The 16,763-nt window shown below is 53.8% G+C and carries 16 protein-coding genes and 1 riboswitch; of the genes, 10 read left to right on the top strand and 6 right to left on the bottom strand.

What is annotated here, in order from left to right:
• Positions 1-39 precede the first annotated feature (39 nt).
• Positions 40-1,290, top strand: a complete 1,251-nt coding sequence (gene yjeH, locus EAH77_RS12510) for an L-methionine/branched-chain amino acid transporter (protein ID WP_140473151.1) — start codon at positions 40-42, stop codon at positions 1,288-1,290.
• 68 nt (positions 1,291-1,358) lie between these two features.
• On the opposite strand, the gene ubiK is transcribed toward yjeH, so the two are convergent.
• A complete protein-coding gene (ubiK, locus tag EAH77_RS12505; RefSeq protein WP_140473150.1) occupies positions 1,359-1,631 on the bottom strand; it encodes a ubiquinone biosynthesis accessory factor UbiK in 273 nt (90 codons plus the stop codon).
• Between the two features lie 134 nt (positions 1,632-1,765).
• Positions 1,766-1,943, top strand: a riboswitch (FMN riboswitch).
• A 146-nt stretch (positions 1,944-2,089) separates the two neighbouring features.
• Here ubiK and ribB point away from each other — a divergent pair.
• Together ribB and ygiD are read left to right on the top strand one after the other, a co-directional pair.
• On the top strand, positions 2,090-2,743 hold the full coding sequence (gene ribB / locus EAH77_RS12500; protein WP_140473148.1) for a 3,4-dihydroxy-2-butanone-4-phosphate synthase: 654 nt from the start codon (positions 2,090-2,092) through the stop codon (positions 2,741-2,743).
• 190 nt (positions 2,744-2,933) lie between these two features.
• Positions 2,934-3,722: a 4,5-DOPA dioxygenase extradiol gene (gene ygiD / locus EAH77_RS12495; RefSeq protein WP_140473146.1), complete on the top strand. Its 789-nt coding sequence runs from the start codon at positions 2,934-2,936 to the stop codon at positions 3,720-3,722.
• 68 nt (positions 3,723-3,790) lie between these two features.
• On the opposite strand, the gene EAH77_RS12490 is transcribed toward ygiD, so the two are convergent.
• From EAH77_RS12490 to tolC, 3 genes are all read right to left on the bottom strand, one after another.
• Positions 3,791-4,951, bottom strand: a complete 1,161-nt coding sequence (locus tag EAH77_RS12490; RefSeq protein ID WP_140473144.1) for a glutathionylspermidine synthase family protein — start codon at positions 4,949-4,951, stop codon at positions 3,791-3,793.
• A 9-nt stretch (positions 4,952-4,960) separates the two neighbouring features.
• Positions 4,961-5,629: a DUF1190 family protein gene (locus tag EAH77_RS12485; protein WP_140473142.1), complete on the bottom strand. Its 669-nt coding sequence runs from the start codon at positions 5,627-5,629 to the stop codon at positions 4,961-4,963.
• Positions 5,630-5,819: 190 nt separating this feature from the next.
• Positions 5,820-7,352, bottom strand: a complete 1,533-nt coding sequence (tolC, locus tag EAH77_RS12480) for an outer membrane channel protein TolC (RefSeq protein ID WP_140473140.1) — start codon at positions 7,350-7,352, stop codon at positions 5,820-5,822.
• A 227-nt stretch (positions 7,353-7,579) separates the two neighbouring features.
• Here tolC and nudF point away from each other — a divergent pair, with 227 nt between their 5' ends.
• From nudF to parE, 5 genes are all read left to right on the top strand, one after another.
• Positions 7,580-8,212 carry an ADP-ribose diphosphatase gene (gene nudF, locus EAH77_RS12475; RefSeq protein ID WP_140473138.1) on the top strand — a complete coding sequence of 211 codons (633 nt, stop codon included), beginning with the start codon at positions 7,580-7,582 and terminating at the stop codon, positions 8,210-8,212.
• A gap of 2 nt (positions 8,213-8,214) precedes the next feature.
• Positions 8,215-8,637, top strand: coding sequence for a DUF1249 family protein (locus EAH77_RS12470; protein ID WP_161985800.1), 423 nt, complete (start codon positions 8,215-8,217; stop codon positions 8,635-8,637).
• 26 nt (positions 8,638-8,663) lie between these two features.
• Positions 8,664-9,494 (top strand): 3',5'-cyclic-AMP phosphodiesterase, encoded by an 831-nt coding sequence (gene cpdA, locus EAH77_RS12465; RefSeq protein WP_140473134.1) that lies wholly within the window; start codon positions 8,664-8,666, stop codon positions 9,492-9,494.
• Entirely contained in the window at positions 9,491-10,072 is a 582-nt protein-coding gene (gene yqiA / locus EAH77_RS12460) for an esterase YqiA (RefSeq protein ID WP_140473132.1), read from the top strand. Before cpdA ends, yqiA begins: the two co-directional genes overlap by 4 nt.
• Before the next feature lie 101 nt (positions 10,073-10,173).
• Positions 10,174-12,069 carry a DNA topoisomerase IV subunit B gene (gene parE / locus EAH77_RS12455; protein ID WP_140473130.1) on the top strand — a complete coding sequence of 632 codons (1,896 nt, stop codon included), beginning with the start codon at positions 10,174-10,176 and terminating at the stop codon, positions 12,067-12,069.
• Between the two features lie 165 nt (positions 12,070-12,234).
• Here parE and EAH77_RS12450 read toward each other — a convergent pair whose 3' ends face one another.
• Positions 12,235-12,540 (bottom strand): putative quinol monooxygenase, encoded by a 306-nt coding sequence (locus EAH77_RS12450; RefSeq protein ID WP_140473128.1) that lies wholly within the window; start codon positions 12,538-12,540, stop codon positions 12,235-12,237.
• Positions 12,541-12,587: 47 nt separating this feature from the next.
• Complete coding sequence (locus EAH77_RS12445) at positions 12,588-13,175, bottom strand: NAD(P)H-dependent oxidoreductase (protein ID WP_140473127.1); 588 nt, start codon at positions 13,173-13,175, stop codon at positions 12,588-12,590.
• A 306-nt stretch (positions 13,176-13,481) separates the two neighbouring features.
• Here EAH77_RS12445 and parC point away from each other — a divergent pair, with 306 nt between their 5' ends.
• Complete coding sequence (gene parC / locus EAH77_RS12440; RefSeq protein WP_140473125.1) at positions 13,482-15,755, top strand: DNA topoisomerase IV subunit A; 2,274 nt, start codon at positions 13,482-13,484, stop codon at positions 15,753-15,755.
• Positions 15,756-15,980: 225 nt separating this feature from the next.
• Positions 15,981-16,724 carry a 1-acylglycerol-3-phosphate O-acyltransferase gene (locus EAH77_RS12435; RefSeq protein WP_140473123.1) on the top strand — a complete coding sequence of 248 codons (744 nt, stop codon included), beginning with the start codon at positions 15,981-15,983 and terminating at the stop codon, positions 16,722-16,724.
• The last annotated feature ends 39 nt before the right edge of the window (positions 16,725-16,763 follow it).

Genomic DNA, 16,763 nt, shown 5'->3' with positions numbered 1-16,763 from the left:
CTTTATTTTATAGACCTTATTCCGGCAGAAGAGGCATTTGTGAGTGGATTAAAACAGGAGTTGGGGCTGGCACAGGGCATCGGGCTGCTCTCTACTTCATTGCTGGGGACGGGCGTTTTTGCGGTGCCCGCACTGGCCGCCCAACTGGCGCAATACGACAGCCTGTGGGCCTGGCCGGTGTTAATCCTGCTGGTCTTCCCAATAGCCATCGGCTTTGCGGCGTTAGGGCGGCATTTCCCCAGTGCGGGCGGCGCGGCGCATTTTGTCGGTACGGCGTTCGGGCCGCACATGGCGCGGGTCACCGGCTGGTTGTTTCTTTCGGTGATCCCGGTGGGGCTACCCGCAGCCTTACATATCGCAGCCGGATTCTGGCAGGCGGCCTTTGGCTGGAGCAGCACCAATCTGCTGCTGGTCCAACTGGGGACGCTGTTTGCTATCTGGTTTCTTGGCACCCGCAGCGCGGGTTCGAGCGCTAACATTCAGACGTTGATTGCCTTTCTGGTGGTCGGGCTGGTGGTGGCCATCTGGTGGAAGGGCGGGATCACGCTCAGCCAGATCCCGTTGCCGAAAGTGGCGGATGTGTCACCGTCTTCGATGTTTGATGCGCTGGCGGTGATGTTTTGGTGTTTTGTCGGGCTGGAGGCCTTCGCGCATCTGGCGACCGAATTTCGTCACCCTGAGCGTGATTTCCCGCGTGCCCTTTTGATTGGCATGCTGGTGGCGGGCGCCGTCTATTGGGGTTGTACCGTGGCGGTGCTGAAATTTCACGCCTGGGGAGAAGGGCGCGAGGCGGCGGCGTCGCTGCCCGGCATCGTGGTGCAGCTGTTTGGTCAGCATGCGCTGTGGGTGGCCTGCATCATCGGTTATCTGGCCTGTTTTGCCAGCGTGAATATCTACACGCAAAGTTTTGCCAGGCTGGTATGGTCGCAGGCGCAGTTGAAGCCGAAAAGCCGTCTGGCACAGCTCTCGGCGCAACGCGTGCCAGTCGCCGCATTGAACGCAGTCGTGGGCAGTTGCATATTGTTTACGCTATTGATTTACTGGCTGAATCTGCCGCTTGATGCGCTGATTGTCTATGCCAACGGCATCTTCATTCTGATCTATCTGCTGTGTATGTTGGCCGGCTGGCGGTTGCTGAAAGGGCGTTCGAGAGTGATGGCGCTGGTGGGCAGCCTGCTGTGCTGCCTGCTACTGGCAATGGTCGGCTGGAAGTCGTTGTATGCCTTGCTGATGCTCGCTGCGCTTTGGCGTTTGTTGCCCAAGCCACGATCGGTCGTACAGGCGCAATAGCTGCCGTATCGCCATTAAAAAAGGCCTGTGGAAACAGGCCTTTTACGTTCGAAAACCACCGGAAGGTGTTAAGCGGGATCCTGCGGTTTTTGCGCCGCGGTCAGTTTGGCTTCCAGGTCCGTCAGGCGCTGTTCCATCGCCACCAGCTTCTCGCGGGTACGCAGCAACACCTGGGTCTGAACATCAAACTCTTCACGATTGACCAGATCCATGCGGCTGAACTGCGCCTGCAAAACCTGACGGATTTTCTTCTCAGCATCCTCACCAAATTCGCGAATGCCTTTTGGCATAGATTCGTGAACCTGGCGGGCAATTTGTTCAATTTTCTTCGGGTCAATCATGTGGGTTACCTTGTTTCGAAGTAGGCGCTTATCCCTAGTGTAATCGCAGACGTGATTTCTATAAACCTTCCCGATGGCATTAATCGGTCATTCGACACATTGCCCCGACCTTTTAATGGCGTTATAGTTGACCTGCTTATTCTCAGGGCGGGGTGAAAGTCCCCACCGGCGGTAAACCACAGGCAGTACTGATGGAACTCATTTTCATCTTAAGTGGAAGCCCGCGAGCGCTCAACCCTTCGGGGTTAGAGGTCAGCAGATCCGGTGTAATTCCGGGGCCGACGGTTAAAGTCCGGATGGGAGAGAGTAACGATTCAAGCCGGGCAATATTTCTTTGCCTGCTGCGTTATTTTTTCACACTGTTGCACGGCACTATTGCGCCACAGTGATACTCCTCAAGACGCCCTGATTCTGGTAATCCATGTATTTTATATACAGTTTATGAGGTTATTTTTACCATGAATCAGACCCTACTTTCCGAATTTGGTACACCGCTTCAACGCGTTGAGCATGCACTTGATGCATTACGCAATGGCCGCGGTGTGATGGTACTGGATGACGAAGATCGTGAAAACGAAGGCGACTTAATCTTTGCCGCCGAAACCATGACGGTTGCACAAATGGCACTGACGATTCGCCACGGCAGCGGCATTGTTTGCCTCACCATGAACGAAGACAGCCGTAAAAGGCTCGAACTGCCGATGATGGTTGAGCACAACTCCAGCCAGTTCCAGACCCCTTTCACCGTGACTATCGAAGCGGCTGAAGGGGTGACCACTGGCGTGTCTGCAGCTGACCGTATCACCACCATTCGCACTGCGATTAAAGACGGCGCAAAACCTTCTGACCTTCACCGCCCGGGGCATATCTTCCCGCTGCGCGCGCAGGCAGGCGGCGTGCTGACCCGTGGCGGTCATACTGAAGCATCCATCGATCTGGTGACGCTGGCAGGCCTTAAACCTTTTGGCGTGTTGTGTGAACTGACCAATGATGACGGCAGCATGGCGCATGCGCCGGAAGCGATTGTGTTTGCCAAAAAACACGATATGCCGGTGCTGACCATCGAAGATCTGGTGGCCTACCGTCAGGCGCAGACGCAACAAGCCAGCTGAGTTTTTCCTTCCTGTTGAAAGGCCGCCTCGTGCGGCCTTTTTTACGTCTGCTGTATTCAAATTTATTGAATAACTTCATCATCGTTATCCGGCTGTGTATGGCTTCGAAAAAGAGTAACGTATTTTCATCGCGCAGGGTCTCCCGCCGGGAGCTCTGCCACTCTTTTCACTTTGCGGTAAGGAAAACGTTATGACTTCCCCTCGTATGCCCGCTCTGTTTTTAGGTCACGGCAGCCCGATGAACGTGCTTGAAGACAACACTTATACTCGTGCATGGCAGGCGCTGGGCGAAACCTTGCCACGGCCGAAAGCCATTGTGGCCGTGTCTGCTCACTGGTTTACCCGCCGCACGGCGGTAACGGCGATGGAAAACCCGCGTACCATCCATGATTTTGGTGGTTTCCCACAGGCGCTGTTCGACAAACGTTATCCGGCACCGGGTTCACCGGCGCTGGCAAAACAGCTGCAGGAATTGCTCAAACCCATCAACGTCACCGCTGATACCAGCGAGTGGGGTTTTGACCATGGGACCTGGGGCGTGCTTATCAAAATGTACCCGGAGGCGGATATTCCTGTCGTGCAGCTCAGCATTGACGGCACGCAGCCGGCAGAATATCACTATCAGATTGGCCGGAAACTGGCAGCCTTACGTGATGAAGGCGTGATGATAGTTGCCAGCGGCAACGTGGTGCACAACCTGCGGATGGTGAAATGGGAAGGTAATTCAGAGCCTTATCCGTGGGCGGCCTCGTTTAACCAGTACGTATTGGATAATCTTGACTGGAAAGGGCCTGCCAAAGACCATCCACTGGTCAATTTCATGCAGCACGACGGCGCAGCGCTCTCTAATCCGTCAGTCGAGCACTATCTGCCGCTGTTGTACGTGCTGGGCGCGTGGGATGGCGAAGAGGCGATCACCACGCCGACGGACGGAATTGTGATGAGTTCGCTGAGCATGTTATCGGTACAAATAGGTTAAGTTTTCAGGCAATAAAAAACGGAGAGCGAAGTGATTCGCTCTCCGTTTTTATTGGTCGATCCGAAAGATTAACCGACGATCACGTGCGGGTAGAAACGGGACAGATCCTGCGTGATCAGCGCTTTATCTTCGCGCAGGCCGATACCGCAGGGTTGATCGTTGACCAGCCAGCTGCCGATCAGCGTATAGCTGTCGCCGAATTTTGGCAGATGATGGAACTGCTGGACGATCATGCCTTCTTCGCCGTAAGGGCCATCCACGCTCACCACTTCCTGCCCTTTTTCGATGATGCGGATATTGGCACCCTCGCGGGAGAACAGCGGTTTGATCACGTAGTGATCCATTTCCGGGTGGGCGTCTTCGGCGAAATAGGCCGGCAGCAGATTCGGGTGGTCCGGGAACATTTGCCACAGCAGTGGCAGCAGCGCCTTATTCGACAAAATCGCTTTCCAGGCCGGTTCCAGCCAGCGTACGCCCGCATCTTCCAGCTTGGTGGAGAAGATCTCGCGGAACATGAATTCCCACGGGTAGAGCTTGAACAGGTTACTGATCACCTGATCCTGCGGATCGGTAAACTGACCGCGCTCGCCAAGACCGATCTCTTCAATAAACAGAAATTCGCTGGCCAGCTCGGCTTCCTGTGCGCAATCTTGCAAATATTGCACCGTGCCGCGATCCTCTTCGGTGTCTTCACAGCAGGCGAAGTGCAGCAATGAGAAGCCGTGCTGGTTTTTCAGCTCGCTGAAACGCTCGATCAACTTTTCCTGCATGCTGTTGAACTGATCGGCATCCTGCGGCAGTTTACCGGCGGCGATTTGATCTTCCAGCCACAACCATTGGAAAAAGGCCGCTTCATACAATGAGGTCGGCGTGTCGGCGTTGTTTTCCAGCAGTTTTGGCGGGTTAACGCCGTCGTAGGCCAGATCCAGACGGGAATAGAGCGAGGGCTGCTGAGTTCTCCATGAGCTGCGGACAAAATCCCAAACGTGTTTCGGGATCTGGAATTTCGCCATCAGCGCATCGTCACCGATGACCTTTTCCACCACTTTTAAACACATCTGATGGATGTCAGCGGTGGCGTCTTCAATCTCTTCAATCTGCGCCAGCGTGAACTGATAGTAGGCATCTTCACACCAGTACGGCTCGCCATACATGGTGTGAAAATTGAAGCCGAACTCGGTGGCTTTTTCGCGCCAGTTCGGACGCTCTGCAATCGCTAAACGTTTCATGTGTGTCTCTTAGCCACCCATACTGCGTCCAGCGCTGCGCGGCGCTGCGGTTGCGCTGCGTTGCATAGACGATTGTTTTGCTACGCTTTCACCAAAGCCACCACGGGTGATGGTGTTGGTGACAGGCGGCTTTGGTGCCATCGCCGTTTTCGGCACATTCATGGTACGTCCGCCTGCGGTCGCGGGTCCGTAGCTTTTACCGGTGGCATCCACGAATTTGCCATTAGCCGGGCTGGCGGCATTTTTTGAGGTGAACAGCGGTTGCTGGGCAAAGCCCGCGCCGCCACCCATCATGCGGCCCATCATGTAACCGGCCATCAGTGGCATCCAGAAACTGCCGCTTTGCTGAGGCTGAGCGGCCATGCCAGCCTGGGCTGGAGTCTGAGTACACTGACCTTCACCGAATTCAGCCACACACTCTTCACGGCTGGCGTATTTCGGCGCGGTTTTTTCCGCTTCTTTTTTGGCGGCGTCATATGCTGCTGCACATTGCGCGCTGTTAGATGGGTTGGCCTTTGAACAATCGTCCGCATTTTGGTACAGCGAGACGGTTTCATCGGTTTTTTCACAGGCAGAAAGCATAAACACGGCGCTAATGGCAAGAGCGACGGGGGTGATGCGGTAGCTACGCCAGGATTTCCGGAAGGTAGCCAGGTTGATGTTTTGTGTCCGTTTCATCGTATATATCCCATGTGTAGGGCTTTTTTGCCCTTTCCCAGTAGTGCGTAAGAATAGGGTAAAGACGGTTAATGTTAAAGCAGTCAGGGGTAATTGTTACGAGACTTTACGAAAGGCTGTGACGTGGGCAAAAAAAAGCAGCCCTTAGGCTGCTTAGGTCGAAAGCGGAGGAAGTTCGTCTCAAACCAGATTAATTCTGGAAAGGATTGTCGCTTTTCTTGGTGCTGCCTGCTGGGGTGCTGGTGGTCGCCGAAGTGCGTTTCACTACCGGAGAACTCACTTTCTCAGCCTGCACGCTCTTTTTGGCCGGAGCTGCATTCTGATTATTACCATAACCGTCTGCAGAAGCATCCTGCTGTGGATTTTCTGGGGCGACGGCGTCAGGCGTAGTTGGAATCGCTTTGCCTAACGTGCCGTTAAGCGCCATCAGATCACTTTCGTTCAGTGTACCCAACGCAGATTTAATATTTAACTGGTTAATCAGGTAGTTATAACGAGCGGCTGACAGCTGTTGCTTGGCATTATACAGCGTGGTGGTCGCATCCAATACGTCAACGATGGTACGGGTACCCACCTGATAGCCGGCTTCCATTGCGTCTAATGAACTTTGCGCAGAAACCACGGCTTGTTTATAAGCGTTGATGCTGCTGATAGACGCAGAAATGTTGTTAAAGGAAGAACGCACGGTCTGAACGACGGAACGGTGCGCGCTTTCCAACTGCTCGCTGGCGCCGACAAAGCTGTACTGCGCCTGCTTGACCTGAGAGGTCACCGAGCCGCCGCTGTACAGTGGCAGAGAGAAGCTGATGCCGATTTTATTCTGGCCTGCATCGGAGTCACGTGTACTGGATGATTCGCCAGTGTTCGAGCCGTTATACTTGGTGTTGCTCACGCCAGTGGATGCCGTCAGGTCTACCGTTGGCATGTGGCCGGTCTGGTAGTAACGGATCTGCTCACGGGCTAAATCTTGTGACAAGCGCGCAGAAAGCAAGCTCAGGTTGCGGCTTTCGGCTTCTTTCAACAGGCTGGCGACCGGCTGTGGGCGCTGGGTGTTGAAGCTGTCGATGTTCAGCGAAGAGAGTTGCGGGTAGTAAACCCCGGTGACCTGGCGCAAAGATTCCAGTGCGTTGTCGAGGTTATTACGGGCAGTCACTTCGTTAGCCAATACCGTGTCGTATTGCGAACGGGCGTTTTGTACGTCGGTAATGGCCACCAGACCCACGTTAAAACGCTGAGTCGTCTGGTCTAACTGACGGTAGATCGCCTGCTTCTGAGCTTCAGTGTAAGACAGGGAGTCAATCGCGCTTAACACGTTGAAATAGGCTGTCGCTGAATTCAGGATCAAGGATTGCTGAGCCGTCTGGAAAGTGACGTCCTGAATACCGGCTGTTTTTTCCTGCAAGGTCAGTGCGCGCCATTTCGACATATCAAAAATGGTCTGGGTCAATTGCAGGGACGCGCTGGTCACGTTGCTGTTAACACCATTCGCATCGCGGTAGCCGTTGGTATAATCGTAATCCGCACCCAAGCCGAGTTGCGGTAATAAAGGGCTGCGCGATTCGTTGATTTTTTCGAATGCAGCATCACGGTCGGCGGCAGATTTGCGCAGATCCGGGTTACTTTCCCTGGCTTGCTGGTAGACCTGCATCAGGTTTTCAGCCTGGCTCATCGCACTAAAGCCGCCCAGGCTTAGTCCGATTAGAAGGGGGAGCAGTTTCTTCATTTGCATTCCTTGTTGTGCAGCAATGTTGTTATGGTGACGCTGTCAAAATACCAATAGACGCGGATTCTATCAGAGACTGGCGGAAGGACTGAGTGGCTTTACGTGCCTTACCGCCCAAATTAGTTTCAATCTACCACAAACGTGCTTGATTATTATTAGCGCATTTTCATCAAATTGACCTCAAATGACGATAATCTGTCGGTGTGAGGAAATAAGGGAGAAGCGAGATGAGTTCATTAAAAGGTTCACCGGTTACTTTCGGCCAGAATGATGTAGAAATTATTGCACGTGAGACGCGATATAAAGGTTTTTTTTCAATTATCGCCTATCGTTTTCGTCATCGCTTGTTCAGCGGCGAAATGAGCGGAGAAGTGTTGCGGGAAGTTTTTGAACGCGGGCACGCCGCGGTGTTATTGCCGTATGACCCACAGCGCGATGAAGTGGTGCTGATCGAACAAATTCGCATTCCATCTATTGATTCCAGTGATACCCCATGGCTTCTGGAAATGGTCGCCGGTATTATTGAAGAGGGCGAAACGGTAGAAGACGTTGCCCGGCGCGAAGCACTGGAAGAAGCTAATATCGTTGTTGGGCGCTGTAAACCCGCGCTGAGCTATCTTGCCAGCCCTGGCGGCACCAGTGAGCGCCTGTCAATTATGGTAGGTGAAGTCGACGCAACAACGGCACAGGGAATTCACGGCCTGGCGGCTGAAAATGAGGACATCCGCGTGCATGTGGTGAGCCGTGAACAGGCTTACCGCTGGGTGGAGGACGGCGTAATTGATAATGCAGCGTCAGTGATTGCTTTGCAGTGGCTGGCTCTGCACCATGAATCCCTGAGAAAAGAGTGGTCCCACTGATGATTAAGCGCTATACCCCTGATTTCCCTGAAATGATGAGACTGTGCGAAACCAATTTCGCACAACTGCGCCGTTTAATGCCGCGTAATGATGAAGTCGGCGAAATGGCAACTTATCAGGTGAGTAGCGCAACCTACCGTCTGACCGTGATTGAGTCTACGCGTTATACCACCCTGGTTGAGATAAAACAGACCGCTCCGGCGGTCAGCTACTGGAGCCTGCCTTCATTGACCGTGCGTCTTTATCACGATGCGATGGTTGCCGAAGTGTGTGCAAGTCAGCAGATCTTTCGCTTCAAAGCACGCTATGATTATCCTAATAAAAAGTTGCATCAGCGTGATGAAAAGCATCAAATCAACCAGTTCCTTGCGGACTGGTTGCGTTATTGCCTTGCGCATGGAGCGATGGCCGTTCCGGTTTGTTAGACAGACTTCATAACAAAGGACACTACTTGGAAAGCCTGTTTAAACTGCCTTTGGTGAATGGCGCCAAAGTCAGAATTCTGCAAATTACAGATACTCATCTCTTTGCCGGTGAGAACGAAACGTTGTTGGGGGTGAACACCTTCCGCAGCTATCGCGCTGTGCTGGACGCTATAAAAGCACAGAACCGCGAGGTCGATATCATCGCAGCGACTGGCGATTTGGCTCAGGATCAATCCCTGGAGGCCTATCATCACTTTGCCCATGGCATTAATGAACTGCCTGCGCCTTGTGTCTGGCTGCCTGGTAATCATGATTTCCAGCCCGCCATGGTCGATGCGCTGCAAGCCGCCGGTATTCATCCGTCCAAGCAAGTGCTGCTCGGCGATCTCTGGCAGGTGCTGCTGCTCGATACGCAGGTGTTCGGCGTACCGCATGGTCATGTCAGTGAATATCAGCTCGAATGGATGGAACGCTGTCTGGATGCTTACCCTGACCGTTACACCCTGATTATGTTACATCACCATCCATTGCCTTCAGGTTGTACCTGGCTGGATCAGCACAGTTTGCGTAATGCGCACATGCTGGCCAACGTGCTGGCGCGCTATCCGAAGGTCAACACCTTGCTCTGCGGCCATATTCATCAGGAGCTGGATCTCGACTGGTACGGCAAGCGTCTGTATGCCACGCCATCGACCTGTGTACAGTTCAAACCGCACTGCACCAATTTCACCATCGATACGGCCGCCCCCGGCTGGCGCTATCTTGACCTCTGTCCTGATGGGCGGGTAGAAACGCAGGTATTCCGTCTGGACACGGATGAGTTCAGCCCGGACACGGATGCGGACGGTTACGAATGAGCTCCTTACTCTATCTTCACGGTTTCAATAGTTCGCCACAGTCGGCCAAGGCCACGCTGCTGAAACAGTGGCTGGCGGAAAAGCATCCGCACATTGACATGGTGGTGCCGCAATTGCCGCCTTTTCCGTCCGATGCGGCGGAGCAGCTCGAATCGCTGGTGATGCAAAAATCCGGGCAGAAACTGGGCATTGTCGGCTCCTCGCTGGGCGGTTATTACGCCACCTGGTTGTCTCAGTGCTTTATGGTGCCAGCGGTAGTGGTCAACCCTGCCGTGCGGCCTTTTGAGCTGCTGATCGACTACCTCGGGCAGAACGAGAACCCCTACACCGGGCAGCAATATGTGTTAGAGTCACGCCACGTTTACGATCTGAAAGTGATGCAGGTCGAACCGCTGGAGTCACCGGATTTACTGTGGTTACTTCAGCAAACGGGCGATGAAATCCTCGATTACCGTCAGGCCGTGGCGTATTACACCACTTGCCGACAGACGATTGAACCTGAGGGAAATCATACTTTTGTCGGCTTCGAACGCTATTTTTCGCCGATTATTGATTTCCTGGGTCTGGCATCGGACTGAATCGTCAGGGTGAGTTTCTCCCGGAGGACTTTCCGACCCGCAGACCCCGCAGCGCCCGCCCAACGAATGTTTCCCAACCTATGAGCCACGAATATTCAACGATGAGCCAATCAACTTATAACGCGGATTCCATAGAGGTCCTTAGCGGTCTTGAGCCGGTGCGTCGTCGCCCCGGTATGTACACCGACACCACACGACCAAACCACCTTGGTCAGGAAGTCATTGATAACAGCGTCGATGAGGCCTTAGCCGGTCACGCGAAACGTATTGAAGTGATCCTGCACGCCGACCAGTCACTGGAAGTCACCGATGACGGTCGCGGTATGCCGGTGGATATTCACCTGGAAGAGGGTGTCCCGGCAATAGAACTGATTTTTTGTCGCCTGCATGCGGGCGGTAAATTCTCCAACAAAAGTTACCAGTTCTCCGGCGGCCTGCACGGCGTGGGGATTTCCGTGGTCAACGCCCTGTCAACCCGGGTTGAAGTGGCGGTGAAACGCGGTGGCGAAGTGTATGAAATGGCGTTTGAGAACGGTGACAAGGTTGAGGATTTGCACGTTACCGGCACCTGCGGTAAACGCAATACCGGTACCAGTGTTCACTTCTGGCCAGACGTCAGCTTCTTTGACAGCCCGCGTTTCTCGGTCAGCCGCCTCAGCCATTTGCTGAAAGCCAAAGCGGTATTGTGCCCCGGCGTTGAAATCGTTTTCAAAGACAAGGTAAACAACACCGAGCAGCGTTGGTGCTATGAAGATGGCCTGACTGACTACCTGATGGAAGCGGTCAACGGTCTGATCACCTTGCCGGAAAAGGCCTTTGTCGGCACATTCGCCAGTGATACCGAAGCGGTAGACTGGGCTTTACTGTGGCTGCCAGAAGGCGGTGAATTGCTGACCGAAAGCTACGTCAACCTGATCCCGACCATGCAGGGCGGTACGCACGTCAACGGCCTGCGTCAGGGGCTGCTCGATGCCATGCGTGAGTTCTGTGAATTCCGCAATATTTTACCGCGCGGTGTGAAGCTCTCGGCGGAAGATATCTGGGAACGTTGTGCCTATGTGCTGTCGGTGAAAATGCAGGATCCGCAATTCGCCGGTCAGACCAAAGAGCGTCTCTCTTCACGCCAGTGCGCGGCCTTTGTGTCCGGCGTGGTGAAAGATGCTTTCAGCCTGTGGCTGAATCAGAACGTGCAGGCTGCGGAACAGCTGGCCGAACTGTGCATTTCCAGCGCGCAGCGTCGTCTGCGCGCCGCGAAGAAAGTGGTGCGTAAAAAGCTGACCAGCGGCCCTGCGCTGCCGGGTAAATTGGCCGACTGCACCTCGCAAGATCTGAACATGACCGAACTCTTCCTGGTGGAAGGGGACTCGGCAGGCGGATCCGCCAAACAGGCGCGCGATCGTGAATATCAGGCGATCATGCCGCTCAAGGGTAAGATCCTCAATACCTGGGAAGTCTCTTCGGATGAAGTGTTGGCCTCGCAGGAAGTGCACGACATTTCTGTGGCGATCGGTATCGATCCTGACAGCGAAGATTTGACCCAGCTGCGTTACGGTAAGGTTTGTATCCTTGCGGATGCGGACTCTGACGGCTTACACATCGCCACGCTGCTGTGCGCGCTGTTTGTCCGTCACTTCCGATCCTTGGTGCGCGGTGGACACGTTTATGTCGCCATGCCGCCGTTATACCGTATCGATCTGGGCAAAGAAGTATTTTATGCCCTGGATGAGCAGGAAAAAGAGGGCGTGCTGGATCAACTGAAACGCAAGAAGGGCAAACCTAACGTCCAGCGCTTCAAAGGTCTGGGTGAGATGAACCCATTACAGCTGCGCGAAACGACGCTGGATCCGAATACCCGTCGTCTGGTGCAGTTGACCATCGATGAAGAGAACATCGATCAGACCCTGCGCATGATGGACATGCTGCTGGCGAAGAAACGTTCTGAAGACCGCCGTAACTGGTTACAGGAAAAAGGCGATACCGCCGAACTGGACGTGTAAACCGGTTGGTTTCTGCCATAAAAAACGCCGGACGCTTTACCGCTCCGGCGTTTTTGTTTCTGTTTTATAAAATGTCAGATTTTAGGGGAAACGTTGCGAAGAAGCTCCCGGAGGGAGGCTTCACGCGACGGTCGCCCCGTGTATCTCAGTCTCACATCCCAAAAATCATGCTTTCTCAATAATATGAATCACCACATCGAGCACGTCGGCTTTGATGTTTTCGCGGTGCTTGTCCATATGCGCGGCCTGCTGATGCGCTTCAAGGTGCGCCAGGCTTTCCCAATCTTCCAGCATGAAGATGGAGTCTGGCACGGTTTTGCGCCATGGGATCTGACCGTTGAAATCAACGTAGGGCTCATAGCGGTGACAGCCTTTCTCTGCGAGAACGCTTGGCAACAGCGCGATGATTTTCTCCAGTACCGCGTCGCGGCGGCCCGGTTTTACTTTGATTTCGGCAATAACAGTGATCATAAAATCCTCTTGGTGCCTGTCAGAAAATGTTGATGCGAAGAGTAAACTTAAGCCTGACCAAATACATATTCAAGGTGCGCGCGGTAACGGGCAAAATCACCTTCGATATCTGGCTGCTTCATCACGTCGTTACACATGAAAGTAGGCAGGGTATCCAGGCCAATAAACTGGTTGGCTTTGTGTTGCGGCAGGTATACGCCGTCAACGCCAACGCCGTGGAAGAATTGCTCCTTATCTTCAAAAGCTTCCAGCGGGGCATTCCAGGTGACGGACAGCATATAGCTCTTGCCCTGCAACAGGCCGCCTGAACCATATTTATGTGCAGCGTCAGCACGGGTACGGCCATCACTGGCATACAGCTTGCCGTGACCTTCGGTGAAGACTTCGTCGATATATTTTTTCAGTGTCCACGGCATCCCCATCCACCAGCCTGGTTGCTGATAAATAATGGCGTCTGCCCAGAGATAACTTTCGATTTCGGTCTGAATGTCATAACCCTCTTCAAGCACTGTCACACGCACGTCGTGACCGGCGTCGCGCAGGAAGCTTGAGCCGACCTCAGTCAGACTGTTGTTCAGTGCGCCTTTTGAGTGGGCGAAGGTTTTACCGGCGTTAATAATCAGGATATTGCTCATGCTGAAGGGCCTCGTTGATAAACTGTTGTCTAACAGTTTACTCAAAACCGCTTTGCGGAAAAATGTGATATTGCGCACAAGACTATTGACTCAGATGCAATAAAGCGCCGTTCAATGACGCAGCAGGAACATTTTTGAGCCATTTTTTAACAGTTCATGACGGCGGGAGCGGGCAGGTGCACAGCAACTGTGACAGGAATAAGGCAGATGATGTACTATCGCGGGCATCATAGCCTCGCTACCCCTGCGAGTGTGAAGTTCCTGATTTTCCAAAAACGATAACGCCACGGGTCTGAGGATTAACCAATGAGCGAAATAACTCATGACGGTACAGAGCGTTTAGCGCTGCACACGTTTACTGAGAACGCCTATCTCAACTATTCCATGTATGTGATCATGGACCGCGCGCTGCCGTTTATCGGTGACGGCCTTAAACCGGTGCAACGCCGCATTATTTATGCGATGTCCGAGCTGGGCCTGAGTAACAACGCCAAATTCAAAAAATCTGCCCGTACCGTCGGTGATGTGCTGGGTAAATACCATCCGCACGGTGACAGCGCCTGTTATGAAGCCATGGTGCTGATGGCGCAACCGTTCTCTTACCGTTACCCGCTGGTGGACGGTCAGGGAAACTGGGGGGCGCCGGATGACCCGAAATCCTTCGCCGCTATGCGCTATACCGAATCGCGTCTGTCGAAATACGCTGACGTGTTGCTGCGCGAACTGGGCCAGGGCACGGTTAACTATGTGCCTAACTTTGACGGCACCATGCAGGAGCCCAAAACCCTGCCTGCGCGCCTGCCCAATATTTTGCTGAACGGCACCACCGGGATTGCCGTGGGGATGGCGACGGACATTCCGCCGCACAACATCCGCGAAGTGGCCAACGCCGCCATTGCCTTGCTGGAAAAACCGGGCAGTACGCTGGAAGATTTACTGGAATTCGTGCAGGGACCTGACTTCCCGACCGAAGCCGAAATCATTACCCCACGTAACGAAATCCGTAAAATTTACGAGTCTGGTAAAGGCTCGGTGCGTATGCGCGCCGTGTGGCACAAAGAAGACGGCAGCGCGGTGATCACCGCCTTGCCGCATCAGGTGTCCGGCGCCAAAGTGCTGGAGCAAATCGCCAGCCAGATGCGCAATAAAAAGCTGCCGATGGTGGAAGACTTGCGTGATGAATCCGATCACGAAAATCCTACCCGTCTGGTGGTGGTGCCGCGCTCCAATCGTGTCGATCTCGATCAGGTAATGAACCACCTGTTTGTGACCACCGATCTGGAACGCAGTTATCGCATCAACATGAACATGATCGGCCTGGATAACCGCCCGTCGGTGAAAGGGCTGGTGGAAATCCTGACTGAATGGCTGGCCTACCGTCGCGATACCGTGCGCCGCCGCCTTAACTTCCGTCTCGATAAGGTAATGAAACGACTGCATATCCTCGAAGGTTTACTGATTGCCTTCCTGAGTATTGACGAAGTCATTCATATCATTCGTACTGAAGATGAACCGAAACCGGTTTTGATGGCGCGCTTTGCACTGAGTGAAACGCAGGCCGAAGCCATCCTCGAGTTGAAATTGCGCCATTTGGCCAAACTCGAAGAGGTCAAAATCCGCGGCGAGCAGGCTGAATTGGCCAAAGAGCGTGATCAGCTTCAGGCACTGCTGGGGTCTGAACGCAAACTCAGTACCTTGATCCGCAAAGAAATTCAGGCCGACGTTGAAGCCTATGGCGACGATCGCCGTTCACCCATCACCGAGCGCGAAGAAGCCAAAGCCATGAGCGAGCACGACTTTGTGCCGTCTGAGCCGGTGACCATTGTGCTGTCTGAAATGGGCTGGGTGCGCAGTGCCAAAGGCCACGACATTGATGCCACGGGCCTGAGCTATAAAGCCGGTGACAGCTTCCGCGCTGCTGCCAAAGGCAAGAGCAATCAGCCGGTGGTCTTTATTGACTCCACCGGGCGCAGTTACGCGCTGGACCCGATGACGCTGCCTTCAGCGCGCGGGCAGGGCGAGCCACTGACGGGTAAACTGACGCCACCGCCGGGCGCGACAATTGAACAGGTGCTGATGGCAGCGGACGATCAAAAACTGTTGATGGCATCGGATGCCGGTTACGGTTTCGTCTGTACCTTCAACGATTTAGTGGCGCGTAACCGTGCCGGTAAAGCGATGATCACCTTGCCGGATAACGCTAAAGTGCTGCCGCCAATCGAACTGCACGGTGACGATGACATGTTGCTGTCAATCACTGCTGCAGGCCGCATGTTGCTGTTCCCCGTCGCCGATTTGCCACAACTGTCAAAAGGAAAGGGCAACAAAATTGTTTCCATTCCTTCGGCGCAGGCGGCATCCGGTGAAGACAAACTGGTCTGGCTGCTGGTGCTGGCACCACAGACGTCACTGACCTTGTACGTCGGCAAACGTAAGCTGACGCTGCGACCGGAAGAGCTACAGAAATTCCGCGCTGAACGTGGCCGCAAAGGAACGCTGTTGCCACGTGGCCTGCAACGTATCGATCGTGTTGAAGTTGACTCGCCGTTGCGTAAGTCTGGGGGCGACAGCGAAGAGTAACGCCATCAGGTAACCGGCCTGGCCGGATGATTCAGGGCACATTTGTGCCCTGAATGCTTTGTTAACGCGAGGCTGTTTCGACGTTGTAACAGAGCGCAAAAATTTTACAAATGTATAAACAAAACCGTTGTATAGCGCTGGCTGAGGCCTGAGAATAGCCCAGCGCGGAGGGAAGGTGGCTGCGAGGTTTCCTGCTGGCTCCGGCGGTATGCTTAAGAGGATGTTATGTTATTTATTTTGCGTCTGATCATCGTCGTTATTTATTCAATTCTGCTGTCCATTCTGGGCTGTGTGTATTGCCTGTTTAGTCCGCGAAATCCCAAACACGTGGCGACTTTCGGCCATATGTTCGGACGTCTGGCACCGGTTCTGGGTATTACCGTGGAAAAGCGTATTCCGCCTGAAGCGGCGCACTACGGCAACTGTATCTACATTGCCAACCATCAGAACAATTATGACATGGTGACCGTGTCCTCAATGGTTCAGCCAAGAACGGTGACCGTCGGCAAAAAAAGCCTGGCGTGGATCCCGTTCTTTGGCCAGCTCTACTGGCTGACCGGCAACCTGCTGATTGACCGTGATAACCGCACTAAAGCGCACGGCACCATCTCTCAGGTGGTCAATCACATCAATAAGAGAAATATCTCCATCTGGATGTTCCCGGAAGGTACGCGCAGCCGTGGCCGTGGTCTGATGCCGTTTAAAACCGGCGCATTCCATGCGGCGATTTCCGCAGGCGTGCCTATCGTGCCGATCTGCGTGTCCAATACCAATGACAAAATCAAACTCAACCGCTGGTCCAACGGGCTGGTGATCATTGAGATGCTGCCGCCGATTGATACTGCGCAGTACGGCAAAGAGCGGCTGCGTGAACTGTCTAATCATTGCCATCAGATTATGGCCGACAAGATTGCCGAGCTGGACGCCGAAGTTGCTGAGCGCGAAGCCGCAGCGAAAGGCAAAAAATAATCCTTATTTCCGCCTGCCGCCAATGATGGCCATGGGCAA

Origin of the sequence: Ewingella americana, from assembly GCF_006438725.1 — a bacterium.
GTDB lineage: Bacteria > Pseudomonadota > Gammaproteobacteria > Enterobacterales > Enterobacteriaceae > Ewingella > Ewingella americana_A.
This window is presented reverse-complemented; position numbering and strand designations above follow the sequence as displayed.

Bases quoted from the DNA above. Each gene is read 5' to 3' on its own strand.
- EAH77_RS12450 (WP_140473128.1), bottom strand. From the start codon at position 12,540: ATGATCACTGTTATTGCCGAAATCAAAGTAAAACCGGGCCGCCGCGAC.
- parE (WP_140473130.1), top strand. From the start codon at position 10,174: ATGAGCCAATCAACTTATAACGCGGATTCCATAGAGGTCCTTAGCGGT.
- EAH77_RS12485 (WP_140473142.1), bottom strand. From the start codon at position 5,629: ATGAAACGGACACAAAACATCAACCTGGCTACCTTCCGGAAATCCTGG.
- ubiK (WP_140473150.1), bottom strand. From the start codon at position 1,631: ATGATTGACCCGAAGAAAATTGAACAAATTGCCCGCCAGGTTCACGAA.
- ribB (WP_140473148.1), top strand. From the start codon at position 2,090: ATGAATCAGACCCTACTTTCCGAATTTGGTACACCGCTTCAACGCGTT.
- parC (WP_140473125.1), top strand. From the start codon at position 13,482: ATGAGCGAAATAACTCATGACGGTACAGAGCGTTTAGCGCTGCACACG.
- EAH77_RS12435 (WP_140473123.1), top strand. From the start codon at position 15,981: ATGTTATTTATTTTGCGTCTGATCATCGTCGTTATTTATTCAATTCTG.
- nudF (WP_140473138.1), top strand. From the start codon at position 7,580: ATGAGTTCATTAAAAGGTTCACCGGTTACTTTCGGCCAGAATGATGTA.
- EAH77_RS12490 (WP_140473144.1), bottom strand. From the start codon at position 4,951: ATGAAACGTTTAGCGATTGCAGAGCGTCCGAACTGGCGCGAAAAAGCC.
- tolC (WP_140473140.1), bottom strand. From the start codon at position 7,352: ATGAAGAAACTGCTCCCCCTTCTAATCGGACTAAGCCTGGGCGGCTTT.
- EAH77_RS12445 (WP_140473127.1), bottom strand. From the start codon at position 13,175: ATGAGCAATATCCTGATTATTAACGCCGGTAAAACCTTCGCCCACTCA.
- yqiA (WP_140473132.1), top strand. From the start codon at position 9,491: ATGAGCTCCTTACTCTATCTTCACGGTTTCAATAGTTCGCCACAGTCG.
- ygiD (WP_140473146.1), top strand. From the start codon at position 2,934: ATGACTTCCCCTCGTATGCCCGCTCTGTTTTTAGGTCACGGCAGCCCG.